This is a genomic window from Rhodophyticola sp. SM2404 (genome assembly GCF_053570515.1).
In genome coordinates this window covers 384,206-400,552 of record NZ_JBSEDL010000002.1, presented here as the reverse complement: position 1 = coordinate 400,552, position 16,347 = coordinate 384,206, and the positions used below count along the sequence as shown (strand labels likewise).

Below are 16,347 nucleotides of genomic sequence, written 5' to 3'. Positions count from 1 at the left end.
AATATCCGTCACCCCGAGAAGATAAGGAGGCCATCATGGCAAAGGAAAAGTTTGAACGTACGAAACCGCACGTTAACATCGGCACGATTGGTCACGTTGACCATGGCAAGACGACACTGACGGCGGCGATTACGAAGTATTTCGGTGATTTCCAGGCATATGACCAGATTGATGGTGCGCCTGAGGAAAAAGCACGCGGCATCACGATCTCGACGGCTCACGTTGAGTACGAGACCGAGGCACGCCACTACGCGCATGTCGACTGCCCTGGCCACGCTGACTATGTGAAGAACATGATCACTGGTGCGGCTCAGATGGATGGTGCGATCCTCGTTGTGAACGCGGCTGACGGCCCTATGCCCCAGACCCGTGAGCACATCCTTCTCGGCCGCCAGGTGGGTATTCCCTACATGGTTGTTTACATGAACAAGGTTGATCAGGTTGACGACGAAGAGCTTCTCGAGCTCGTCGAGATGGAAATCCGTGAACTGCTGACCTCCTATGAGTATCCTGGCGACGATATCCCAATCGTTAAGGGCTCTGCTCTGGCGGCGATGGAAGAGCGTGACGCTGAGATTGGTGAGAACTCGATCCGTGAGCTTCTCGAAGCTGTTGACACCTATATCCCGACACCGGCACGTGCAGTTGACCTGCCGTTCCTGATGCCAATCGAAGACGTATTCTCGATCTCTGGTCGTGGTACTGTTGTGACTGGCCGTGTTGAGCGTGGCGTGATCAATGTTGGCGACGAGATCGAAATCGTTGGCATCCGTGACACGACCAAGACGACCTGTACTGGTGTTGAAATGTTCCGCAAGCTGCTTGATCGCGGTGAAGCGGGCGACAATATCGGTGCACTTCTTCGCGGTGTTGACCGTGAAGGTGTTGAGCGTGGTCAGGTTCTTTGTAAGCCTGGTTCGGTTAAGCCGCACACGAAGTTCGAAGCAGAAGCCTATATCCTCACCAAAGAGGAAGGTGGCCGTCACACGCCATTCTTCGCGAACTATCGTCCACAGTTCTACTTCCGCACCACCGACGTCACTGGCACTGTTCAGCTGGCTGAGGGCACGGAAATGGTTATGCCAGGCGACAACGTCTCCTTCGGTGTTGAGCTGATCGCTCCCATCGCCATGGAAGACGGCCTGCGCTTCGCGATCCGCGAAGGTGGCCGCACAGTCGGCGCCGGCGTCGTATCTAAGATCATCGAGTGATCTGAATTCGCAAGGGCGCGTTCTGTGCCCTTGCGCTACTTGAAACCGGTTCGACGAGGGGTGGAGTTAAATCCTGCCCCTCCTCTCAATCGTAAAGGATTATGATTATGGCCGCACAAAGCCAAAATATCCGCATCCGCCTGAAGGCGTTTGATTACCGTGTGCTGGATGCCAGCACTCAGGAAATCGTCAGCACCGCCAAGCGGACTGGCGCACAGGTTCGCGGGCCCATCCCGCTGCCGAACAAGATTGAAAAGTTCACCGTTCTGCGTGGACCCCATATCGACAAAAAGAGCCGTGACCAGTGGGAAATCCGTACCCACAAGCGTCTCTTGGACATCGTTGATCCGACCCCGCAGACGGTGGACGCGCTGATGAAGCTCGACCTCGCCGCCGGCGTGGATGTCGAGATCAAGGTCTAAGGGAGGGCATGTAGATGTTGCGCTCTGGAATTATCGCAAAGAAACTGGGCATGACCCGGTTGTTCATGGAAGACGGTCGTCAGGTTCCTGTCACCGTTCTGCAGCTTGACGGCCTTCAGGTCGTGTCGCAGCGCACCCCTGAGAAGGATGGCTATACAGCTGTTCAGCTTGGTGCAGGCGCGGCCAAGGTCAAGCGCGTTTCGGCCCCTATGCGCGGTCACTTCGCCGCCGCAAAGGTTGAGCCCAAGCGTAAGCTGGTTGAATTCCGTGTAGACCCCGAAAACCTGATTGGCGTTGGTGAAGAGATCACCGCCGACCATTACTTTGAAGGTCAATTCGTTGACGTGGCAGGCACATCGATCGGTAAAGGTTTTGCCGGCGCGATGAAGCGTCACAACTTCGGCGGCCTTCGTGCATCGCATGGTGTTTCGATCAGCCACCGTTCGCATGGCTCCACAGGTCAGTGTCAAGACCCTGGCCGTGTTTTCAAAGGCAAGAAGATGGCCGGTCACATGGGTGCTGCCCGTGTTACCACGCAGAACCTTCAGGTTGTGCGCACCGACACCGACCGTGGCTTGATCATGGTCAAAGGCGCCGTTCCCGGCTCCAAAGGTGGTTGGGTGACCGTCAAGGATGCAGTCAAGAAGCCGTTCCCCGAGAACGCGGTTCTGCCTGCTGCTCTGAAATCCGCCGCTGCCCCTGTTGCCGAAGCTCCGGTACAAGAGGCACCCGCCGAGGGAGGTGAGGAATAATGAAACTCGACGTCATCAAATTGGACGGTGGTAAAGCCGGTTCCGTAGATCTCGGCGACGACATCTTCGGTCTGGAGCCCCGCGTGGACATCCTGCACCGTGTGGTCCGCTGGCAGCGCAACAATGCGCAAGCTGGCACCCACAAGGTCAAGACCCGTTCCGAGACCAGCTATTCGACCAAGAAGATCTATCGCCAAAAGGGCACCGGCGGCGCACGCCACGGTGACCGTAACGCGCCGATCTTCCGTAAGGGCGGTATCTACAAGGGTCCAACCCCGCGTAGCCACGGCCACGAGCTGACCAAAAAGTTCCGTAAACTTGGCCTGAAGCACGCGCTTTCGGCAAAGGTTGCGGCAGGTGAGCTGGTCATCATCGACAATGCGGCCTTGGCAGAAGCCAAGACCAGCGTTCTGGCCAAGCAGATCAAGGATCTCGGCTGGAAGCGTGCATTGATCATCGATGGTGCGGCGGTTGACGCAAACTTCGCCCGTGCGGCCCAGAACATCGAAGGTCTCGATGTGCTGCCGACAATGGGTGCCAACGTTTATGACATCCTCAAGCGTGACACACTCGTGATCACCAAAGCGGGTGTTGAAGCACTGGAGGCTCGACTGAAATGAGCACGAAGCCTGAGCATTACGACGTTGTTCGCAAGCCGATCATCACGGAAAAAGCGACCATGGTCTCCGAAAACGGAGCGGTTGTTTTTGAAGTCGCGATCGATGCGAACAAACCCCAGATCAAAGAGGCTGTTGAAAGCCTGTTTGGTGTAAAGGTGAAAGCGGTTAACACCACAATCACCAAGGGTAAGAACAAGCGTTTCCGCGGTATCGCGGGCACACGCAAGGATGTCAAAAAAGCATATGTTACGCTCGAAGAGGGTAACACCATTGACGTCACTACTGGCCTCTAATAGAGGACGGCATCACTTCGGCCCCGATCTTGATCGGGGCCGTCGCTTTTACTGAGATTCGGGGACCTTTCGGGGGCCCTTCACCTAACGGGGCTTACCCCCCGCAAAGCAACGGAAGACAGAAAGCATGGCACTCAAGTCGTATAAACCGACGACGCCGGGCCAGCGTGGGCTGGTTCTGATCGACCGTTCGGAGCTTTGGAAAGGTCGCCCGGTTAAGTCCCTCACTGAGGGTCTGACCAAAAAAGGCGGCCGGAACAATACCGGACGGATCACAGCACGCCGCCGCGGCGGTGGCGCGAAGCGTCTCTATCGTATCGTAGATTTCAAGCGTACCAAGTTCGATGTATCGGCAACGGTAGAGCGGATTGAATACGATCCCAACCGGACAGCGTTTATCGCCCTCGTGAAATACGAAGATGGCGAACAAACCTATATCCTCGCACCACAGCGTCTCGCAGTTGGTGATAAGGTGGTTGCCTCCGCAAAGGCAGACATCAAGCCCGGCAACGCGATGCCCTTCTCGGGTCTGCCTATCGGGACGATTGTCCACAATATCGAGCTTAAGCCAGGTAAAGGCGGCCAGATCGCCCGCGCCGCAGGCACTTATGCTCAGTTCGTTGGCCGTGATGGCGGCTACGCTCAGATTCGTTTGTCTTCGGGCGAGCTGCGTCTGGTGCGTCAGGAATGCATGGCCACTGTTGGTGCCGTGTCGAACCCTGACAACTCGAACCAGAACCTCGGTAAGGCTGGCCGTGTCCGTCACATGGGCAAGCGTCCTTCCGTTCGTGGTGTTGCAATGAACCCGATCGATCACCCGCATGGTGGTGGTGAAGGTCGTACCTCGGGTGGCCGTACGCCGGTTACGCCTTGGGGTAAGGACACCAAGGGTCGCCGCACCCGCGACAAGAACAAGGCGTCTCAGAAGCTTATCATCCGCTCGCGTCACGCCAAGAAGAAAGGGCGCTAAGACATGTCTCGCTCTGTTTGGAAAGGTCCTTTTGTCGACTCTTACGTCCTCAAAAAGGCAGAAAAATCGAAGGAATCCGGTCGCAATGAGGTCATCAAGATCTGGTCGCGCCGCTCCACCATCCTTCCCCAGTTCGTGGGCCTCACCTTTGGGGTCTACAATGGTCGCAAACATATTCCGGTCAATGTGACCGAGGATATGATCGGCCAGAAGTTCGGGGAATATTCGCCGACGCGCACCTATTACGGTCACGCGGCTGACAAAAAAGCTAAGAGGAAGTAAGCCATGGGCAAGGATAAAAATCCCCGCCGCGTGGCGGATAACGAAGCGATGGCAAAGCTGCGCATGCTGCGCACAAGCCCGCAGAAACTGAACCTCGTCGCTCAATTGATCCGCGGCAAGAAGGTCGAGAAAGCGCTTACCGCGCTGACCTTCTCGAACAAGCGTATCGCGATCGATGTGAAGAAGTGCCTGCAATCGGCAATCGCCAATGCTGAAAACAACCACAACCTTGATGTTGACGAACTCGTCGTCGCCGAGGCCTTCGTGGGCAAGAACCTGATCATGAAGCGCGGTCGTCCGCGTGCACGTGGCCGGTTCGGGCGTATCCACAAGCCGTTCTCGGAACTCACCATCAAAGTTCGCCAGGTCGAGGAGCAAGCGTAATGGGTCATAAGGTCAATCCGATTGGCATGCGCCTGCAGGTGAACCGCACCTGGGACAGCCGCTGGTATGCCGACACGAAGGATTACGGTAATCTTCTGCTTGAAGATATCCGTATGCGTGAATTCATTGCTGTTGAATGCAAGCAAGCAGGTGTTTCGAAGGTCATCATCGAACGTCCTCACCGCAAATGCCGCGTTACGGTCCACACCGCTCGTCCTGGTGTGATCATCGGCAAAAAAGGTGCAGACATCGAGACGCTTCGCAAGAAGCTGGCGGCAATGACCGACAGTGAATTGCACCTGAACATCGTTGAAGTGCGCAAGCCCGAGCTTGATGCTCAGCTTGTCGCTGAATCGATTGCTCAGCAGCTCGAGCGTCGTGTGTCCTTCCGTCGTGCCATGAAGCGCGCCGTGCAGAACGCAATGCGTATGGGTTCGCTCGGTATTCGTGTGAATGTTGCGGGCCGTCTTGGCGGCGCGGAAATCGCGCGGACCGAATGGTACCGTGAGGGCCGCGTGCCACTCCACACCCTGCGTGCCGATATCGATTATGCACATGCTGAAGCCATGACACCTTATGGTATCATCGGTATCAAAACGTGGATCTTCAAAGGCGAGATCATGGAGCATGATCCTGCTGCACGTGATCGTCGTTCGGCTGAGCTTCAAGAAGGTGGTGGTCCGTCGCGTCCCCGCCGTGATCGCTGAGGAGTTTGAAAGATGCTGCAACCAAAGCGCACTAAATTCCGCAAGATGCAAAAGGGCCGTATTAAAGGTCTGGCAAAGGGCGGGTCTGACCTCAACTTTGGCACCTTTGGCCTGAAGGCTCTTCAGCCTGAGCGTGTAACTGCACGTCAGATCGAAGCTGCACGTCGTGCCATGACGCGTCACATGAAGCGTCAGGGTCGTGTCTGGATCCGCATTTTCCCAGATACTCCGGTAACCTCCAAGCCCGTCGAAGTTCGTATGGGTAAAGGTAAGGGTTCCGTTGATTACTGGGCATGCAAGGTCAAGCCAGGCCGCGTTATGTTCGAGATTGACGGTGTATCCGAGCCAATCGCACGTGAGGCCCTGCGCCTTGCCGCGATGAAGCTTCCGGTGAAGACACGCACAGTCGTTCGCGAAGACTGGTAAGTCCGCATCACGCGGGCGCCTGTCGCCAAGAATTCAAAAGCCTCCAGAGTTTCTGGGGGCTTTTTCTTTGCTTATTGCAGCACAATCCCTTCCCGAATAGGTTTTCACCATGGCCAATATCAAATCCCTTTTCGCGACGCGTCTGTATCACGCCAAGCTGTCCGAGCTTGGTCCAAAGATTGATGATGACGAGCTATCCGCCTCCTGTTTTTCCATCGCCGAGGATGATGAAGCAGGGCAGGATTGGTGTGAGGAAAACGGCTTTCCTGGCTATACCTCCTATGCGTCGCTGACCGATCTGCCTTGGCGCTTTCCAATCTTTGCCTCCGTGGTTGAGGCCCTTGATGCGCATGTGGCGCGTTTCGTGGAGGATTTGGAATTCGATCTCGATGGTCGCGCGCTAAAGCTGGAAGATATCTGGATCAATATTCTGCCCGAGGGCGGGATTCATACCAGTCATATCCACCCTCATTCGGTGATTTCGGGCACGACCTATGTGCAGGTTCCCCCCAATGCACGTTCCATCAAGCTGGAAGATCCGCGCCACGCCATGATGATGGCGGCCCCCAACCGCCGCAAGGATGCGCGTGATGAATTGCGGGCCTTCATCTACCCCAATCCCGAGACGGGCGATGTTCTGTTGTGGGAAAGCTGGCTGCGCCATGAAGTGCCGATGAATATGGACGAGGATGACCGCGTGAGCGTGAGCTTTAACTATTCATGGGAAGGCTAGGGGGGGCGTAATCCTCCTGTCTTGCGGGTGGCGCTTGACACCGCTCGGAAATGATTCACGAAAATCGCTTGCCAAGTAGCAATAGCAGGCCTATACGGCCCCTTCATTCACCTACTCCACTGGAATCAGGGTGACCCGCTTTGTGGGCCCTCCGGTGATGTTGAAAGGAAATAAGGCGATGAACGCCCAAGAACTGCGTGATAAGACGCCCGACCAGCTGCGTGATCAGCTGCTCGTGCTCAAGAAGGAGGCCTTCAACCTCCGCTTCCAGCAGGCCACAGGCCAGCTCGAAAACACTGCGCGTATGCGCAACGTCAAGCGCGAGGCTGCTCGTGTCCTGACAATTCTGAACGAAAAGGCAACTGCCGCCGCAGGGGAGGCCAACTAATGCCCAAACGTATCCTGCAAGGTACCGTTACATCCGACGCCAACGCACAGACCGTAACCGTCTCGGTTGAGCGTCGTTTCAAGCATCCGGTTCTTCAAAAGACGATCCGGAAGTCGAAGAAATACCGCGCACATGACGCGGATAACCAGTTCAAGGTTGGCGATACAGTCCGCATTCAGGAATGTGCGCCAATGTCGAAGACGAAACGCTGGGAAGTTATCGCAAGCTAAGCGGTAGCCAACAGTTTATCGAAACCCGGGGGTCCACGTCCTAACTGCAAGGTGGCCCTCAAGGTCGGGAGAAACTCTATGATCCAGATGCAGACTAATCTGGATGTTGCTGACAACAGCGGCGCTCGCCGTGTTCAGTGCATCAAGGTTCTGGGTGGTTCCAAGCGGAAATACGCTTCGGTGGGTGATATCATCGTCGTTTCCGTGAAAGAAGCCATCCCACGTGGTCGCGTAAAGAAAGGTGACGTCCGTAAGGCCGTCGTCGTACGCACCGCTAAAGAAGTTCGTCGTGAAGACGGCACCGCAATCCGTTTTGACCGGAATGCGGCAGTGATCCTCAACAACAGCAACGAGCCTATGGGCACCCGTATCTTCGGGCCAGTTGTTCGTGAGCTTCGCGCCAAGAACTTCATGAAGATCATCTCGCTCGCGCCGGAGGTGCTGTAAGATGGCTGCTAAGTTGAAAAAAGGCGACAAGGTCGTCGTTTTGGCCGGCAAAGACAAAGGCAAGCAGGGCGAGATTTCGCGCGTATTGCCTGCGGATAACAAGGCCGTCGTGGAAGGCATCAATATTGCCATCCGTCACACACGCCAAAGTCAGACAGATCAGGGTGGCCGCATTCCAAAAGCCATGCCAATCGCTCTGTCGAACTTGGCTCTTCTGGACGCCAATGGCAAAGCCACACGCGTCGGCTTCAAAACTGAAGACGGCAAGAAAGTGCGTTTCGCCAAGACAACGGGGGATGTGGTCTAATGTTGGATACAGCAAATTATACCCCACGCCTGAAGGCCGCTTTCAAGGACAGCATCCGCGCTGCCATGAAAGAAGAGTTCGGCTACAAAAACGACATGCAGATCCCGCGTCTGGACAAAATCGTCCTGAACATCGGCGCTGGTGCTGAAGCAGTTCGTGACTCCAAGAAAGTGAAGTCGGCTCAGGAAGATCTGACCGCCATCGCTGGCCAATTGGCTGTCGTCACCAAAGCAAAGAAGTCCATCGCTGGCTTCCGCGTTCGTGAGGAAATGCCCCTTGGTACCAAGGTCACACTGCGCGGCGACCGCATGTATGAATTCCTCGACCGCCTCACAACGATCGCGATGCCTCGCATCCGTGACTTCCGTGGCGTTTCGGGTAAGTCGTTCGATGGCCGTGGCAACTACGCCATGGGCATGAAAGAGCATATCGTATTCCCAGAAATCGAATTCGACAAAGTCGATGAGGTTTGGGGCATGGATATCATCATCTGCACCACCGCGAAGACCGACGCGGAAGCGAAGGCGCTGTTGAAGCATTTCAACATGCCTTTCAACTCGTGATCGCGGGAGGAGAATGAACAATGGCTAAAAAGTCCATGGTCGCACGCGAAGTTAAGCGCCAAAAGCTGGTGGATAAGTACGCCACCAAGCGCGCGGCACTTAAAGAAATCGCGAAAGATGAATCGAAGCCGATGGAAGAGCGTTTCAAGGCCCGCCTTAAACTGGCGAAACTGCCTCGTAACAGCTCCGCTACTCGTCTTCATAACCGTTGCCAGCTGACCGGTCGCCCCAAGGCGTATTACCGCAAGCTAAAAATGTCGCGTATCATGCTGCGTGAACTGGCCTCGAATGGTCAGATCCCCGGCATGGTAAAGTCGAGCTGGTAGGAGGTCATACGATGAACGATCCTCTAGGTGATATGCTCACCCGTATCCGTAACTCTCAAATGCGTGGCAAATCCACAGTGATGACGCCCGCATCTAAGGTACGTGCTTGGGTACTCGATGTGTTGCTTGATGAAGGCTACATTCGTGGCTACGAGCGCACAACCGATGCCAATGGCCACCCCGCCATTGAAATCAGCCTGAAATACTATGAAGGCACTCCGGTGATCCGCGAAATCAAGCGCGTATCTAAACCCGGTCGTCGCGTTTACATGAGCGTGCAGGACATTCCGCAAGTCCGTCAGGGTCTCGGCGTTTCCATCGTATCCACCTCCAAAGGTGTGATGTCCGATGCGAATGCTCGTCAGGCCAATGTCGGCGGCGAAGTGCTCTGCACCGTGTTCTAAGGAGACCTGAAGAATGTCTCGTATTGGCAAAAGACCGGTCGACCTGCCTGGTGGAGTTTCCGCCGCAGTATCTGGCCAGACCATCGAAGTGAAAGGCCCCAAAGGGACCCGCAGCTTTACCGCAACCGACGACGTCAATCTGACCGTTGAAGACAATGTTGTGCGCATTGTGCCGCGCGGCAAGTCCAAGCGGGCACGCCAGCAATGGGGTATGAGCCGCACTATGGTTCAAAACCTCGTCAATGGTGTGACGGATGGCTTCAAGAAAGAGCTTGAGATCCAAGGTGTGGGTTACCGCGCCGCGATCCAGGGCAACACCTTGAAGCTGTCTCTCGGCTATAGCCACGAAGTTGATTTCGAGGTGCCCGCAGGGGTTACCGTTACATGCCCGAAGCAGACCGAAGTGGTCATTGAAGGCATCGATCAGCAACTCGTCGGTCAAGTCGCGGCAAACATCCGTGAGTGGCGTGCGCCAGAGCCCTATAAGGGCAAAGGCATCCGTTACAAAGGCGAGTATATCTTCCGTAAGGAAGGTAAGAAGAAGTAAGGGCGACGAAAATGGCAAACAGCAAACTACAACTGTTCCAGAAACGCCGCCTGCGCGTGCGGAACAAATTGCGGAAAATGGCAGACGGGCGCGCGCGCCTCTCGGTCCACCGCTCGAACAAGAACATCAGCGTCCAGCTGATCGACGATGTGAATGGCGTAACCCTTGCGGCTGCGTCCTCGCTCGAAAAAGATCTGGGCGTTGTGGGCAAGAACAACGTGGAGGCCGCCAGCAAGGTGGGCGCCGCGATCGCCGAACGTGCAAAGAAGGCCGGTGTCGAAAGCTGCTATTTCGACCGTGGTGGCTTCCTTTTCCACGGCCGTGTGAAAGCACTTGCCGAAGCAGCCCGCGAAGGCGGTCTGAAGTTCTAATCAAATGAAGGCGGCGCAGTATCTGCGCCGCCTCGATGATCAAGGAGCGGGCAGGCGCCCCTCACTGTGATTGAAGACAATCGTCGCGGCTGGCCGCGCAAATCAAAGAAGGATGCCACCAATGGCAGAACGTGAACAACGTCGGGGACGCCGTCGCGAAGAACGCGAAGAAACCCCAGAATTCGCAGACCGTCTGGTCGCAATCAACCGCGTGTCCAAGACTGTAAAAGGCGGTAAGCGCTTTGGTTTCGCAGCCCTCGTGGTTGTCGGCGATCAGCGTGGCCGTGTAGGTTTCGGCAAGGGTAAGGCCAAAGAGGTCCCCGAGGCGATCCGCAAGGCAACAGAGCAAGCCAAGCGTAACCTGATCCGCGTGCCTCTGCGCGAAGGCCGCACGCTGCACCACGACACCAAGGGCCATCACGGCGCGGGTTCGGTTGTGATGCGCACAGCCCCTGAAGGTACGGGTATCATTGCAGGTGGTCCAATGCGTGCTGTGTTCGAGATGCTCGGCATCAAGGACGTGGTCGCGAAATCCACTGGCTCGCAGAACCCTTACAACATGATCCGCGCGACGCTGGACGGCCTCCGGAGCGAATCTTCGCCTCGTCAGGTTGCTGCACGTCGTGGCAAAAAAGTAGCCGACATCCTGCGCAAGCCGGATGGTGAAGCGGCTGCTGAACCAGCAGAAGCCTGAGGAGACTGACCGATGGCAAAAACAATCGTGATTAAGCAGATCGGCTCGCCGATCCGTCGCCCCGAAGACCAGCGTGCAACGCTGATCGGTTTGGGCTTGAACAAAATGCACAAAACCCGTGAGCTGGAAGATACCCCTTCCGTGCGCGGTATGATCCGCAAGGTCTCGCATATGGTCGAGATCGTGGAGGAGCGCGGCTAAACCAGCCCGCTTTGCACAAAATTGCAAACGCCTCGGTCACAGACCGAGGCGTTTTGCGTTTCCCTCGGGGGTCGCGTGGTAATTTGGGCATAAATTGGCTTTGAGAGTTCAGGGAAAAGGCCGCGACAGCCCTCTTGATCCTTTGCTCTTGCCCGTCTATACGCCGCCGGTGGCCTATTTGAAGGCCCGTGAATCGAAATTGTAAGCCGCGTTTGTCCCATCGGTCGCTGAGGGGCACATCCGGCAAGGAGAAGCGACAATGAAACTGAATGAACTGCACGACAATCCAGGTGCCACCAAAAAGCGCAAGCGCGTTGCACGTGGTCCTGGCTCCGGCACCGGTAAAATGGGTGGCCGTGGTATCAAAGGTCAAAAATCCCGCTCGGGTGTAGCTATCAAAGGCTATGAAGGCGGCCAGATGCCGCTCTATCAGCGTTTGCCAAAGCGTGGCTTCAACAAGCCAAACCGCAAGCAATATGCTGTTGTGAACCTCGGCCTGATCGAGAAGTTCATCGAAGCGGGCAAGCTCGACATCAAAGCAGAGATCAACGAAGACGCATTGATCGCGTCGGGTCTCGTCCGTCGTAAGCTCGATGGCGTTCGTATTCTGGCCAAAGGCGAGATCTCGAAAAAGGTCAACCTCGTGGTGACTGGCGCTTCGAAATCGGCGATTGAAGCTGTTGAAAAGGCTGGTGGCAGCCTGACAGTAGCTGAAGCGGCTTCGGCAGAATAACCCGTCACAAGCTAATGTGACGAGATGGGTGCTTGTGAGCGGTGCTATCGCCGCTTACATGTTCCCCCAAGGTTTTACCGCGCCGCGAGATCGAAACCCGATCGCGCGGCGCCTTGCATAAGAGAGATGGCATGGCATCGGCTGCTGAGCAAATGGCTGCAAACATGAGCTGGAAGGCATTCGGCAAAGCGTCCGAACTGCGCCAGCGCATTTGGTTCACCCTTGGTCTTCTGATCATTTACCGCATTGGTACCTATATTCCAGTCCCGGGAATCGATGGGAACGAGCTGCGGGCCTTCTTTGATCAAGCGGCAGCTGGCCTTGGCGGCGTTTTGAACATGTTCACGGGCGGTGCGCTTAGCCGTATGGGCGTGTTTGCTCTCGGTATCATGCCCTATATCTCGGCCTCGATTATCGTCCAGCTTATGTCTTCGATGGTGCCCGCACTGGAAGCCATCAAGAAAGAAGGCGAGCAGGGGCGCAAAAAGCTCAACCAATATACGCGCTACGGCACCGTGGTTCTGGCCACAGCGCAGGCTTATGGCCTTGCGGTCAGCATGGAATCGGGTGGCCTTGCCTCTGATCCCGGTTGGTTCTTCCGCGCGGCTTGCGTGATTACGCTGGTTGGCGGCACGATGTTCCTGATGTGGCTGGGTGAGCAGATCACCGCACGCGGCATCGGCAACGGTATCTCCTTGATCATCTTTGTAGGCATCATTGCGGAAATCCCCGCAGCGCTTGCACAATTCTTCGAGCAAGGCCGCACAGGCGCGCTGGCGACCCCCGCGATCCTCGGTGTGATTGTGATGCTCTTCGCGACACTGCTCTTTGTGGTCTTCATGGAGCGGAGCCTGCGCAAGATCCATATTCAATACCCGCGCCGTCAGGTGGGGATGAAGGTTTATGATGGCGGTGCCAGCCACCTGCCGATCAAGGTGAATCCCGCCGGTGTTATCCCTGCGATTTTCGCCTCCTCGCTTCTGTTGCTGCCCACAACTCTCACAACATTCTCGGGCGGCGATACCGCAGGCCCCGTGATGTCTTGGGTGCTTGCCAATTTTGGCCCTGGCCAGCCGCTTTATCTGTTGTTCTTTGCCTCGATGATCGTGTTCTTCACGTATTTCTATACGCTGAACGTGTCCTTCAAGACCGATGACGTGGCCGATAACCTCAAGAACCAGAACGGCTTCATTCCTGGCATCCGTCCAGGCAAGCGGACATCCGAATATCTGGAATATGTGGTTTACCGCGTTCTTGTCTTGGGCGCGGGTTATCTGGCACTCGTGGCGCTCCTGCCTGAGATCGTGCGCACGAACCTTGCCATTACGGCCTATTTCGGTGGTACGTCCATCCTGATTATTGTGTCGGTGGGTATGGATACGGTTCAGCAAATCCAGTCGCATTTGCTGGCACATCAATATGAAGGCTTGATCGAGAAATCGCAGCTGCGTGGCCGTAAGGGTCGTTCCTCTGCCAAGCCTCGCAAGGGGCCTGCTCGTCGATGATCAATATTATTCTGCTTGGACCACCGGGTGCTGGTAAAGGCACTCAAGCCCGCCGCTTGGTGGATGAGCGCGACATGGTGCAGCTCTCGACAGGTGATATGCTGCGCGAAGCGAAAGACTCGGGCACCGAGATGGGCAATCGCGTGGCCGAAGTTATGGCGCGTGGTGAACTGGTCACCGATGAGATCGTGATCGGCCTGATCCGTGAAAAGCTCGAAGGTGACAATCGCGGCGGCTTCATTTTTGACGGCTTCCCCCGCACGTTGGCGCAGGCTGATGCTTTGGGTGAACTGCTCGACGCCACGGGCAAGACCCTCGACGCTGTCGTCGAGATGCGGGTTGATGACGATGCTTTGGTGCAGCGCATCACGGCGCGCTCGACCTGCGGGAATTGCGGTGAGGTGTATAACGACATCACCAAGCCCATTCCAGCCGATGGCACATGCTCCAATTGTGGTGGAACGGAGTTCAAACGCCGTGCCGATGACAATGAGGATAGCCTGAAACAGCGCCTCATGGAGTATTACAAAAAGACCTCGCCGCTTCTTGGTTACTATTATGCCAAAGGCAATCTCAATCCGGTTAACGGCTTGGGCGAGATCGAGGATGTCGCGGCTGAAATCAAGGCTGTACTGTCCGGCGCCTGAGACCCTCTTGACGACTGGTGAAAAACCGCCTAACTGGCGGCTTCCTGTATAGGAAGAAGTTTATTTACGCCGATTCTATGGGCGTTTGATGGATTAACGTTTCGGGGCCTTACGGCACATGTCGCTTGGCCCCTGATGTTGTGAAAAAAGGTTCTGGCGTTACGGAACCGCAACCGAAGGAAAGACTACGTGGCACGTATTGCAGGGGTCAACATCCCCACTTCCAAGCGCGTACCGATCGCGCTGACATATATCACTGGCATCGGAAACACCTCGGCTCGTCAGATTTGCGAAGCTGTAGGCATCGATTTCACACGCCGTGTGAACGAACTCTCCGACGCTGAAGTGCTCCAGATCCGTGAGCATATCGACGCAACCTATATGGTAGAAGGCGACCTTCGCCGCGAAGTCCAGATGAACGTGAAGCGTTTGATGGATCTCGGCTGCTACCGTGGCCTGCGTCATCGTCGTAACCTGCCCGTCCGCGGTCAGCGTACCCATACCAACGCGCGTACCCGCAAGGGCCCCGCAAAAGCCATCGCTGGCAAGAAGAAGTAAGGGAGCGCAGGACCAATGGCACGCGATAAGACACGCACTAAGCGCAAAGAGCGCAAGAACATCGCCGCAGGTGTGGCGCATGTGAACAGCTCGTTCAACAACACCAAGATCCTCATCTCCGACGTACAGGGCAACGCGATTGCGTGGTCCTCTGCGGGCACGATGGGTTTCAAGGGCAGCCGTAAATCCACCCCCTATGCCGCTCAGATGGCCGCAGAAGATGCGGGCCGTAAGGCGCAGGAACATGGTGTGAAGACGCTGGAAGTCGAAGTTCAGGGCCCTGGTTCGGGTCGTGAATCGGCACTCCGCGCATTGGCTGCAGCTGGCTTTCAGATCTCGTCCATCCGCGACGTGACTCCGATGGCTCATAACGGATGCCGTCCTCCGAAGCGCCGTCGCGTCTGAGGCAGTATAGAAATTGGCGGGCTGCGTAATTTTGCGCAGCCCGCTTACGTCATTTTGATCCTCGAGCGTTGCCTACCTTGGATCGGTTGGCGACAGGAATGGAGGCGACACATGATCCATAAGAACTGGCAAGAACTCATTAAACCGACGCAACTGGTCGTGAACCCGGGCACTGATCCGGCACGCAAAGCCACTGTGATTGCTGAACCGCTCGAGCGCGGTTTCGGTCTGACCTTGGGCAATGCCCTGCGTCGTGTTTTGATGAGTTCGCTACAAGGCGCTGCAGTTACCAGCGTTCAAATCGACAATGTCTTGCACGAGTTTTCGAGCGTTGCAGGTGTGCGTGAAGACGTCACCGACATCGTCTTGAACCTCAAAGGCGTTGCTCTGCGGATGGAAGTTGAAGGGCCCAAGCGCCTCTCGATTTCGGTCAAGGGCCCCAAGGTTGTCACAGCTGGTGATATCTCGGAAAGCGCAGGCATCGAGGTCCTCAACAAGGATCACGTGATCTGCCACCTCGACGATGGCGCAGACCTCTTCATGGAACTGACCGTTAACACCGGTAAGGGCTATGTTTCGGCTGACAAGAACCGCCCAGAAGATGCCCCTATCGGCCTTATGCCGATTGATGCGATTTTCTCGCCGGTCAAGAAAGTGTCCTATGAAGTGCAGCCGACCCGTGAAGGTCAGGTGCTTGATTATGACAAGCTGACGCTGAAGCTGGAAACAGATGGCTCGCTGACCCCTGATGATGCTGTGGCTTATGCCGCGCGCATCCTTCAGGACCAGCTGTCGATCTTCGTGAACTTCGATGAGCCCGAAGCGGCTGGTCGTCAGGACGATGAAGATGATCTGGAATTCAACCCGCTCCTTCTCAAGAAGGTGGACGAGTTGGAATTGTCTGTTCGTTCGGCAAACTGCCTGAAGAACGACAATATCGTTTATATCGGTGACCTGATCCAGAAAACCGAAGCCGAGATGCTCCGCACTCCGAACTTCGGCCGCAAGTCGCTGAACGAGATCAAGGAAGTTCTGTCTGGGATGGGTCTCCATCTCGGTATGGATATCGTTGATTGGCCGCCCGATAACATCGAGGAACTGGCCAAGAAATACGAAGATAACTTCTAATCTATATGGGGGGCGGTTCGCCGCCCCCTAACTAAAAATGCCCGGGTTTTGCCGGGGAACATACTGGGCAACAACGCCCCAATAGGGTGGGCT

The 16,347-nt window shown here is 55.9% G+C and carries 28 protein-coding genes; all 28 read left to right on the top strand.

From position 1 onward, the window contains the following. Positions 1-35: 35 nt before the first annotated feature. The 28 genes from tuf to ACTYEO_RS04860 all read left to right on the top strand — a co-directional run bounded on the left by tuf (position 36) and on the right by ACTYEO_RS04860 (position 16,254). Positions 36-1,211, top strand: a complete 1,176-nt coding sequence (gene tuf, locus ACTYEO_RS04995) for an elongation factor Tu (protein WP_449322605.1) — start codon at positions 36-38, stop codon at positions 1,209-1,211. Positions 1,212-1,318: 107 nt separating this feature from the next. Further along, complete coding sequence (rpsJ, locus tag ACTYEO_RS04990) at positions 1,319-1,633, top strand: 30S ribosomal protein S10 (protein ID WP_449322604.1); 315 nt, start codon at positions 1,319-1,321, stop codon at positions 1,631-1,633. 14 nt (positions 1,634-1,647) lie between these two features. Continuing rightward, positions 1,648-2,385 carry a 50S ribosomal protein L3 gene (gene rplC, locus ACTYEO_RS04985; RefSeq protein WP_449322603.1) on the top strand — a complete coding sequence of 246 codons (738 nt, stop codon included), beginning with the start codon at positions 1,648-1,650 and terminating at the stop codon, positions 2,383-2,385. Next, the gene (gene rplD / locus ACTYEO_RS04980) at positions 2,385-3,005 is read left to right on the top strand and encodes a 50S ribosomal protein L4 (RefSeq protein ID WP_449322602.1); all 621 of its coding nucleotides are present in this window, start codon (positions 2,385-2,387) and stop codon (positions 3,003-3,005) included. Before rplC ends, rplD begins: the two co-directional genes overlap by 1 nt. After that, complete coding sequence (locus ACTYEO_RS04975) at positions 3,002-3,298, top strand: 50S ribosomal protein L23 (protein ID WP_449322601.1); 297 nt, start codon at positions 3,002-3,004, stop codon at positions 3,296-3,298. Before rplD ends, ACTYEO_RS04975 begins: the two co-directional genes overlap by 4 nt. A 127-nt stretch (positions 3,299-3,425) precedes the next feature. Then, positions 3,426-4,268, top strand: a complete 843-nt coding sequence (gene rplB / locus ACTYEO_RS04970; RefSeq protein ID WP_449322600.1) for a 50S ribosomal protein L2 — start codon at positions 3,426-3,428, stop codon at positions 4,266-4,268. Between the two features lie 3 nt (positions 4,269-4,271). Continuing rightward, positions 4,272-4,550, top strand: coding sequence for a 30S ribosomal protein S19 (gene rpsS / locus ACTYEO_RS04965; RefSeq protein ID WP_011453714.1), 279 nt, complete (start codon positions 4,272-4,274; stop codon positions 4,548-4,550). A gap of 3 nt (positions 4,551-4,553) precedes the next feature. Continuing rightward, positions 4,554-4,934 carry a 50S ribosomal protein L22 gene (gene rplV, locus ACTYEO_RS04960; RefSeq protein ID WP_449322599.1) on the top strand — a complete coding sequence of 127 codons (381 nt, stop codon included), beginning with the start codon at positions 4,554-4,556 and terminating at the stop codon, positions 4,932-4,934. After that, on the top strand, positions 4,934-5,641 hold the full coding sequence (gene rpsC / locus ACTYEO_RS04955; protein WP_449322598.1) for a 30S ribosomal protein S3: 708 nt from the start codon (positions 4,934-4,936) through the stop codon (positions 5,639-5,641). Before rplV ends, rpsC begins: the two co-directional genes overlap by 1 nt. 12 nt (positions 5,642-5,653) lie before the next feature. After that, entirely contained in the window at positions 5,654-6,067 is a 414-nt protein-coding gene (rplP, locus tag ACTYEO_RS04950; RefSeq protein ID WP_449322597.1) for a 50S ribosomal protein L16, read from the top strand. Between the two features lie 109 nt (positions 6,068-6,176). Then, positions 6,177-6,800 carry a TIGR02466 family protein gene (locus ACTYEO_RS04945; RefSeq protein ID WP_449322596.1) on the top strand — a complete coding sequence of 208 codons (624 nt, stop codon included), beginning with the start codon at positions 6,177-6,179 and terminating at the stop codon, positions 6,798-6,800. 178 nt (positions 6,801-6,978) lie between these two features. Beyond that, entirely contained in the window at positions 6,979-7,188 is a 210-nt protein-coding gene (rpmC, locus tag ACTYEO_RS04940; RefSeq protein ID WP_449322595.1) for a 50S ribosomal protein L29, read from the top strand. Beyond that, positions 7,188-7,418: a 30S ribosomal protein S17 gene (rpsQ, locus tag ACTYEO_RS04935; protein ID WP_449322594.1), complete on the top strand. Its 231-nt coding sequence runs from the start codon at positions 7,188-7,190 to the stop codon at positions 7,416-7,418. The genes rpmC and rpsQ overlap by 1 nt, the downstream gene beginning before the upstream one ends. A gap of 78 nt (positions 7,419-7,496) precedes the next feature. Continuing rightward, the gene (rplN, locus tag ACTYEO_RS04930) at positions 7,497-7,865 is read left to right on the top strand and encodes a 50S ribosomal protein L14 (protein WP_449322593.1); all 369 of its coding nucleotides are present in this window, start codon (positions 7,497-7,499) and stop codon (positions 7,863-7,865) included. Between the two features lies 1 nt (position 7,866). Further along, positions 7,867-8,172, top strand: a complete 306-nt coding sequence (gene rplX, locus ACTYEO_RS04925) for a 50S ribosomal protein L24 (RefSeq protein ID WP_449322592.1) — start codon at positions 7,867-7,869, stop codon at positions 8,170-8,172. Continuing rightward, a complete protein-coding gene (rplE, locus tag ACTYEO_RS04920; protein ID WP_449322591.1) occupies positions 8,172-8,735 on the top strand; it encodes a 50S ribosomal protein L5 in 564 nt (187 codons plus the stop codon). Before rplX ends, rplE begins: the two co-directional genes overlap by 1 nt. A 20-nt stretch (positions 8,736-8,755) precedes the next feature. After that, positions 8,756-9,061: a 30S ribosomal protein S14 gene (gene rpsN / locus ACTYEO_RS04915; RefSeq protein ID WP_449322590.1), complete on the top strand. Its 306-nt coding sequence runs from the start codon at positions 8,756-8,758 to the stop codon at positions 9,059-9,061. 11 nt (positions 9,062-9,072) lie between these two features. Continuing rightward, entirely contained in the window at positions 9,073-9,465 is a 393-nt protein-coding gene (gene rpsH / locus ACTYEO_RS04910; RefSeq protein ID WP_449322589.1) for a 30S ribosomal protein S8, read from the top strand. Positions 9,466-9,478: 13 nt separating this feature from the next. Beyond that, complete coding sequence (gene rplF / locus ACTYEO_RS04905) at positions 9,479-10,012, top strand: 50S ribosomal protein L6 (RefSeq protein WP_449322588.1); 534 nt, start codon at positions 9,479-9,481, stop codon at positions 10,010-10,012. An 11-nt stretch (positions 10,013-10,023) separates the two neighbouring features. Further along, entirely contained in the window at positions 10,024-10,383 is a 360-nt protein-coding gene (gene rplR, locus ACTYEO_RS04900) for a 50S ribosomal protein L18 (protein WP_449322587.1), read from the top strand. A gap of 121 nt (positions 10,384-10,504) precedes the next feature. Continuing rightward, a complete protein-coding gene (rpsE, locus tag ACTYEO_RS04895) occupies positions 10,505-11,077 on the top strand; it encodes a 30S ribosomal protein S5 (RefSeq protein ID WP_449322586.1) in 573 nt (190 codons plus the stop codon). Positions 11,078-11,089: 12 nt separating this feature from the next. After that, the gene (rpmD, locus tag ACTYEO_RS04890) at positions 11,090-11,278 is read left to right on the top strand and encodes a 50S ribosomal protein L30 (protein ID WP_449322585.1); all 189 of its coding nucleotides are present in this window, start codon (positions 11,090-11,092) and stop codon (positions 11,276-11,278) included. A gap of 259 nt (positions 11,279-11,537) precedes the next feature. After that, entirely contained in the window at positions 11,538-12,011 is a 474-nt protein-coding gene (gene rplO, locus ACTYEO_RS04885) for a 50S ribosomal protein L15 (RefSeq protein ID WP_449322584.1), read from the top strand. Positions 12,012-12,142: 131 nt separating this feature from the next. Then, positions 12,143-13,516 (top strand): preprotein translocase subunit SecY, encoded by a 1,374-nt coding sequence (gene secY, locus ACTYEO_RS04880; protein WP_449322583.1) that lies wholly within the window; start codon positions 12,143-12,145, stop codon positions 13,514-13,516. After that, on the top strand, positions 13,516-14,163 hold the full coding sequence (locus ACTYEO_RS04875) for an adenylate kinase (RefSeq protein ID WP_449322664.1): 648 nt from the start codon (positions 13,516-13,518) through the stop codon (positions 14,161-14,163). Before secY ends, ACTYEO_RS04875 begins: the two co-directional genes overlap by 1 nt. Before the next feature lie 189 nt (positions 14,164-14,352). Continuing rightward, positions 14,353-14,721 carry a 30S ribosomal protein S13 gene (gene rpsM / locus ACTYEO_RS04870; protein WP_449322582.1) on the top strand — a complete coding sequence of 123 codons (369 nt, stop codon included), beginning with the start codon at positions 14,353-14,355 and terminating at the stop codon, positions 14,719-14,721. Positions 14,722-14,736: 15 nt separating this feature from the next. Next, positions 14,737-15,126 carry a 30S ribosomal protein S11 gene (rpsK, locus tag ACTYEO_RS04865; protein ID WP_449322581.1) on the top strand — a complete coding sequence of 130 codons (390 nt, stop codon included), beginning with the start codon at positions 14,737-14,739 and terminating at the stop codon, positions 15,124-15,126. A gap of 111 nt (positions 15,127-15,237) precedes the next feature. After that, a complete protein-coding gene (locus ACTYEO_RS04860) occupies positions 15,238-16,254 on the top strand; it encodes a DNA-directed RNA polymerase subunit alpha (RefSeq protein WP_449322580.1) in 1,017 nt (338 codons plus the stop codon). Positions 16,255-16,347 lie beyond the last annotated feature (93 nt).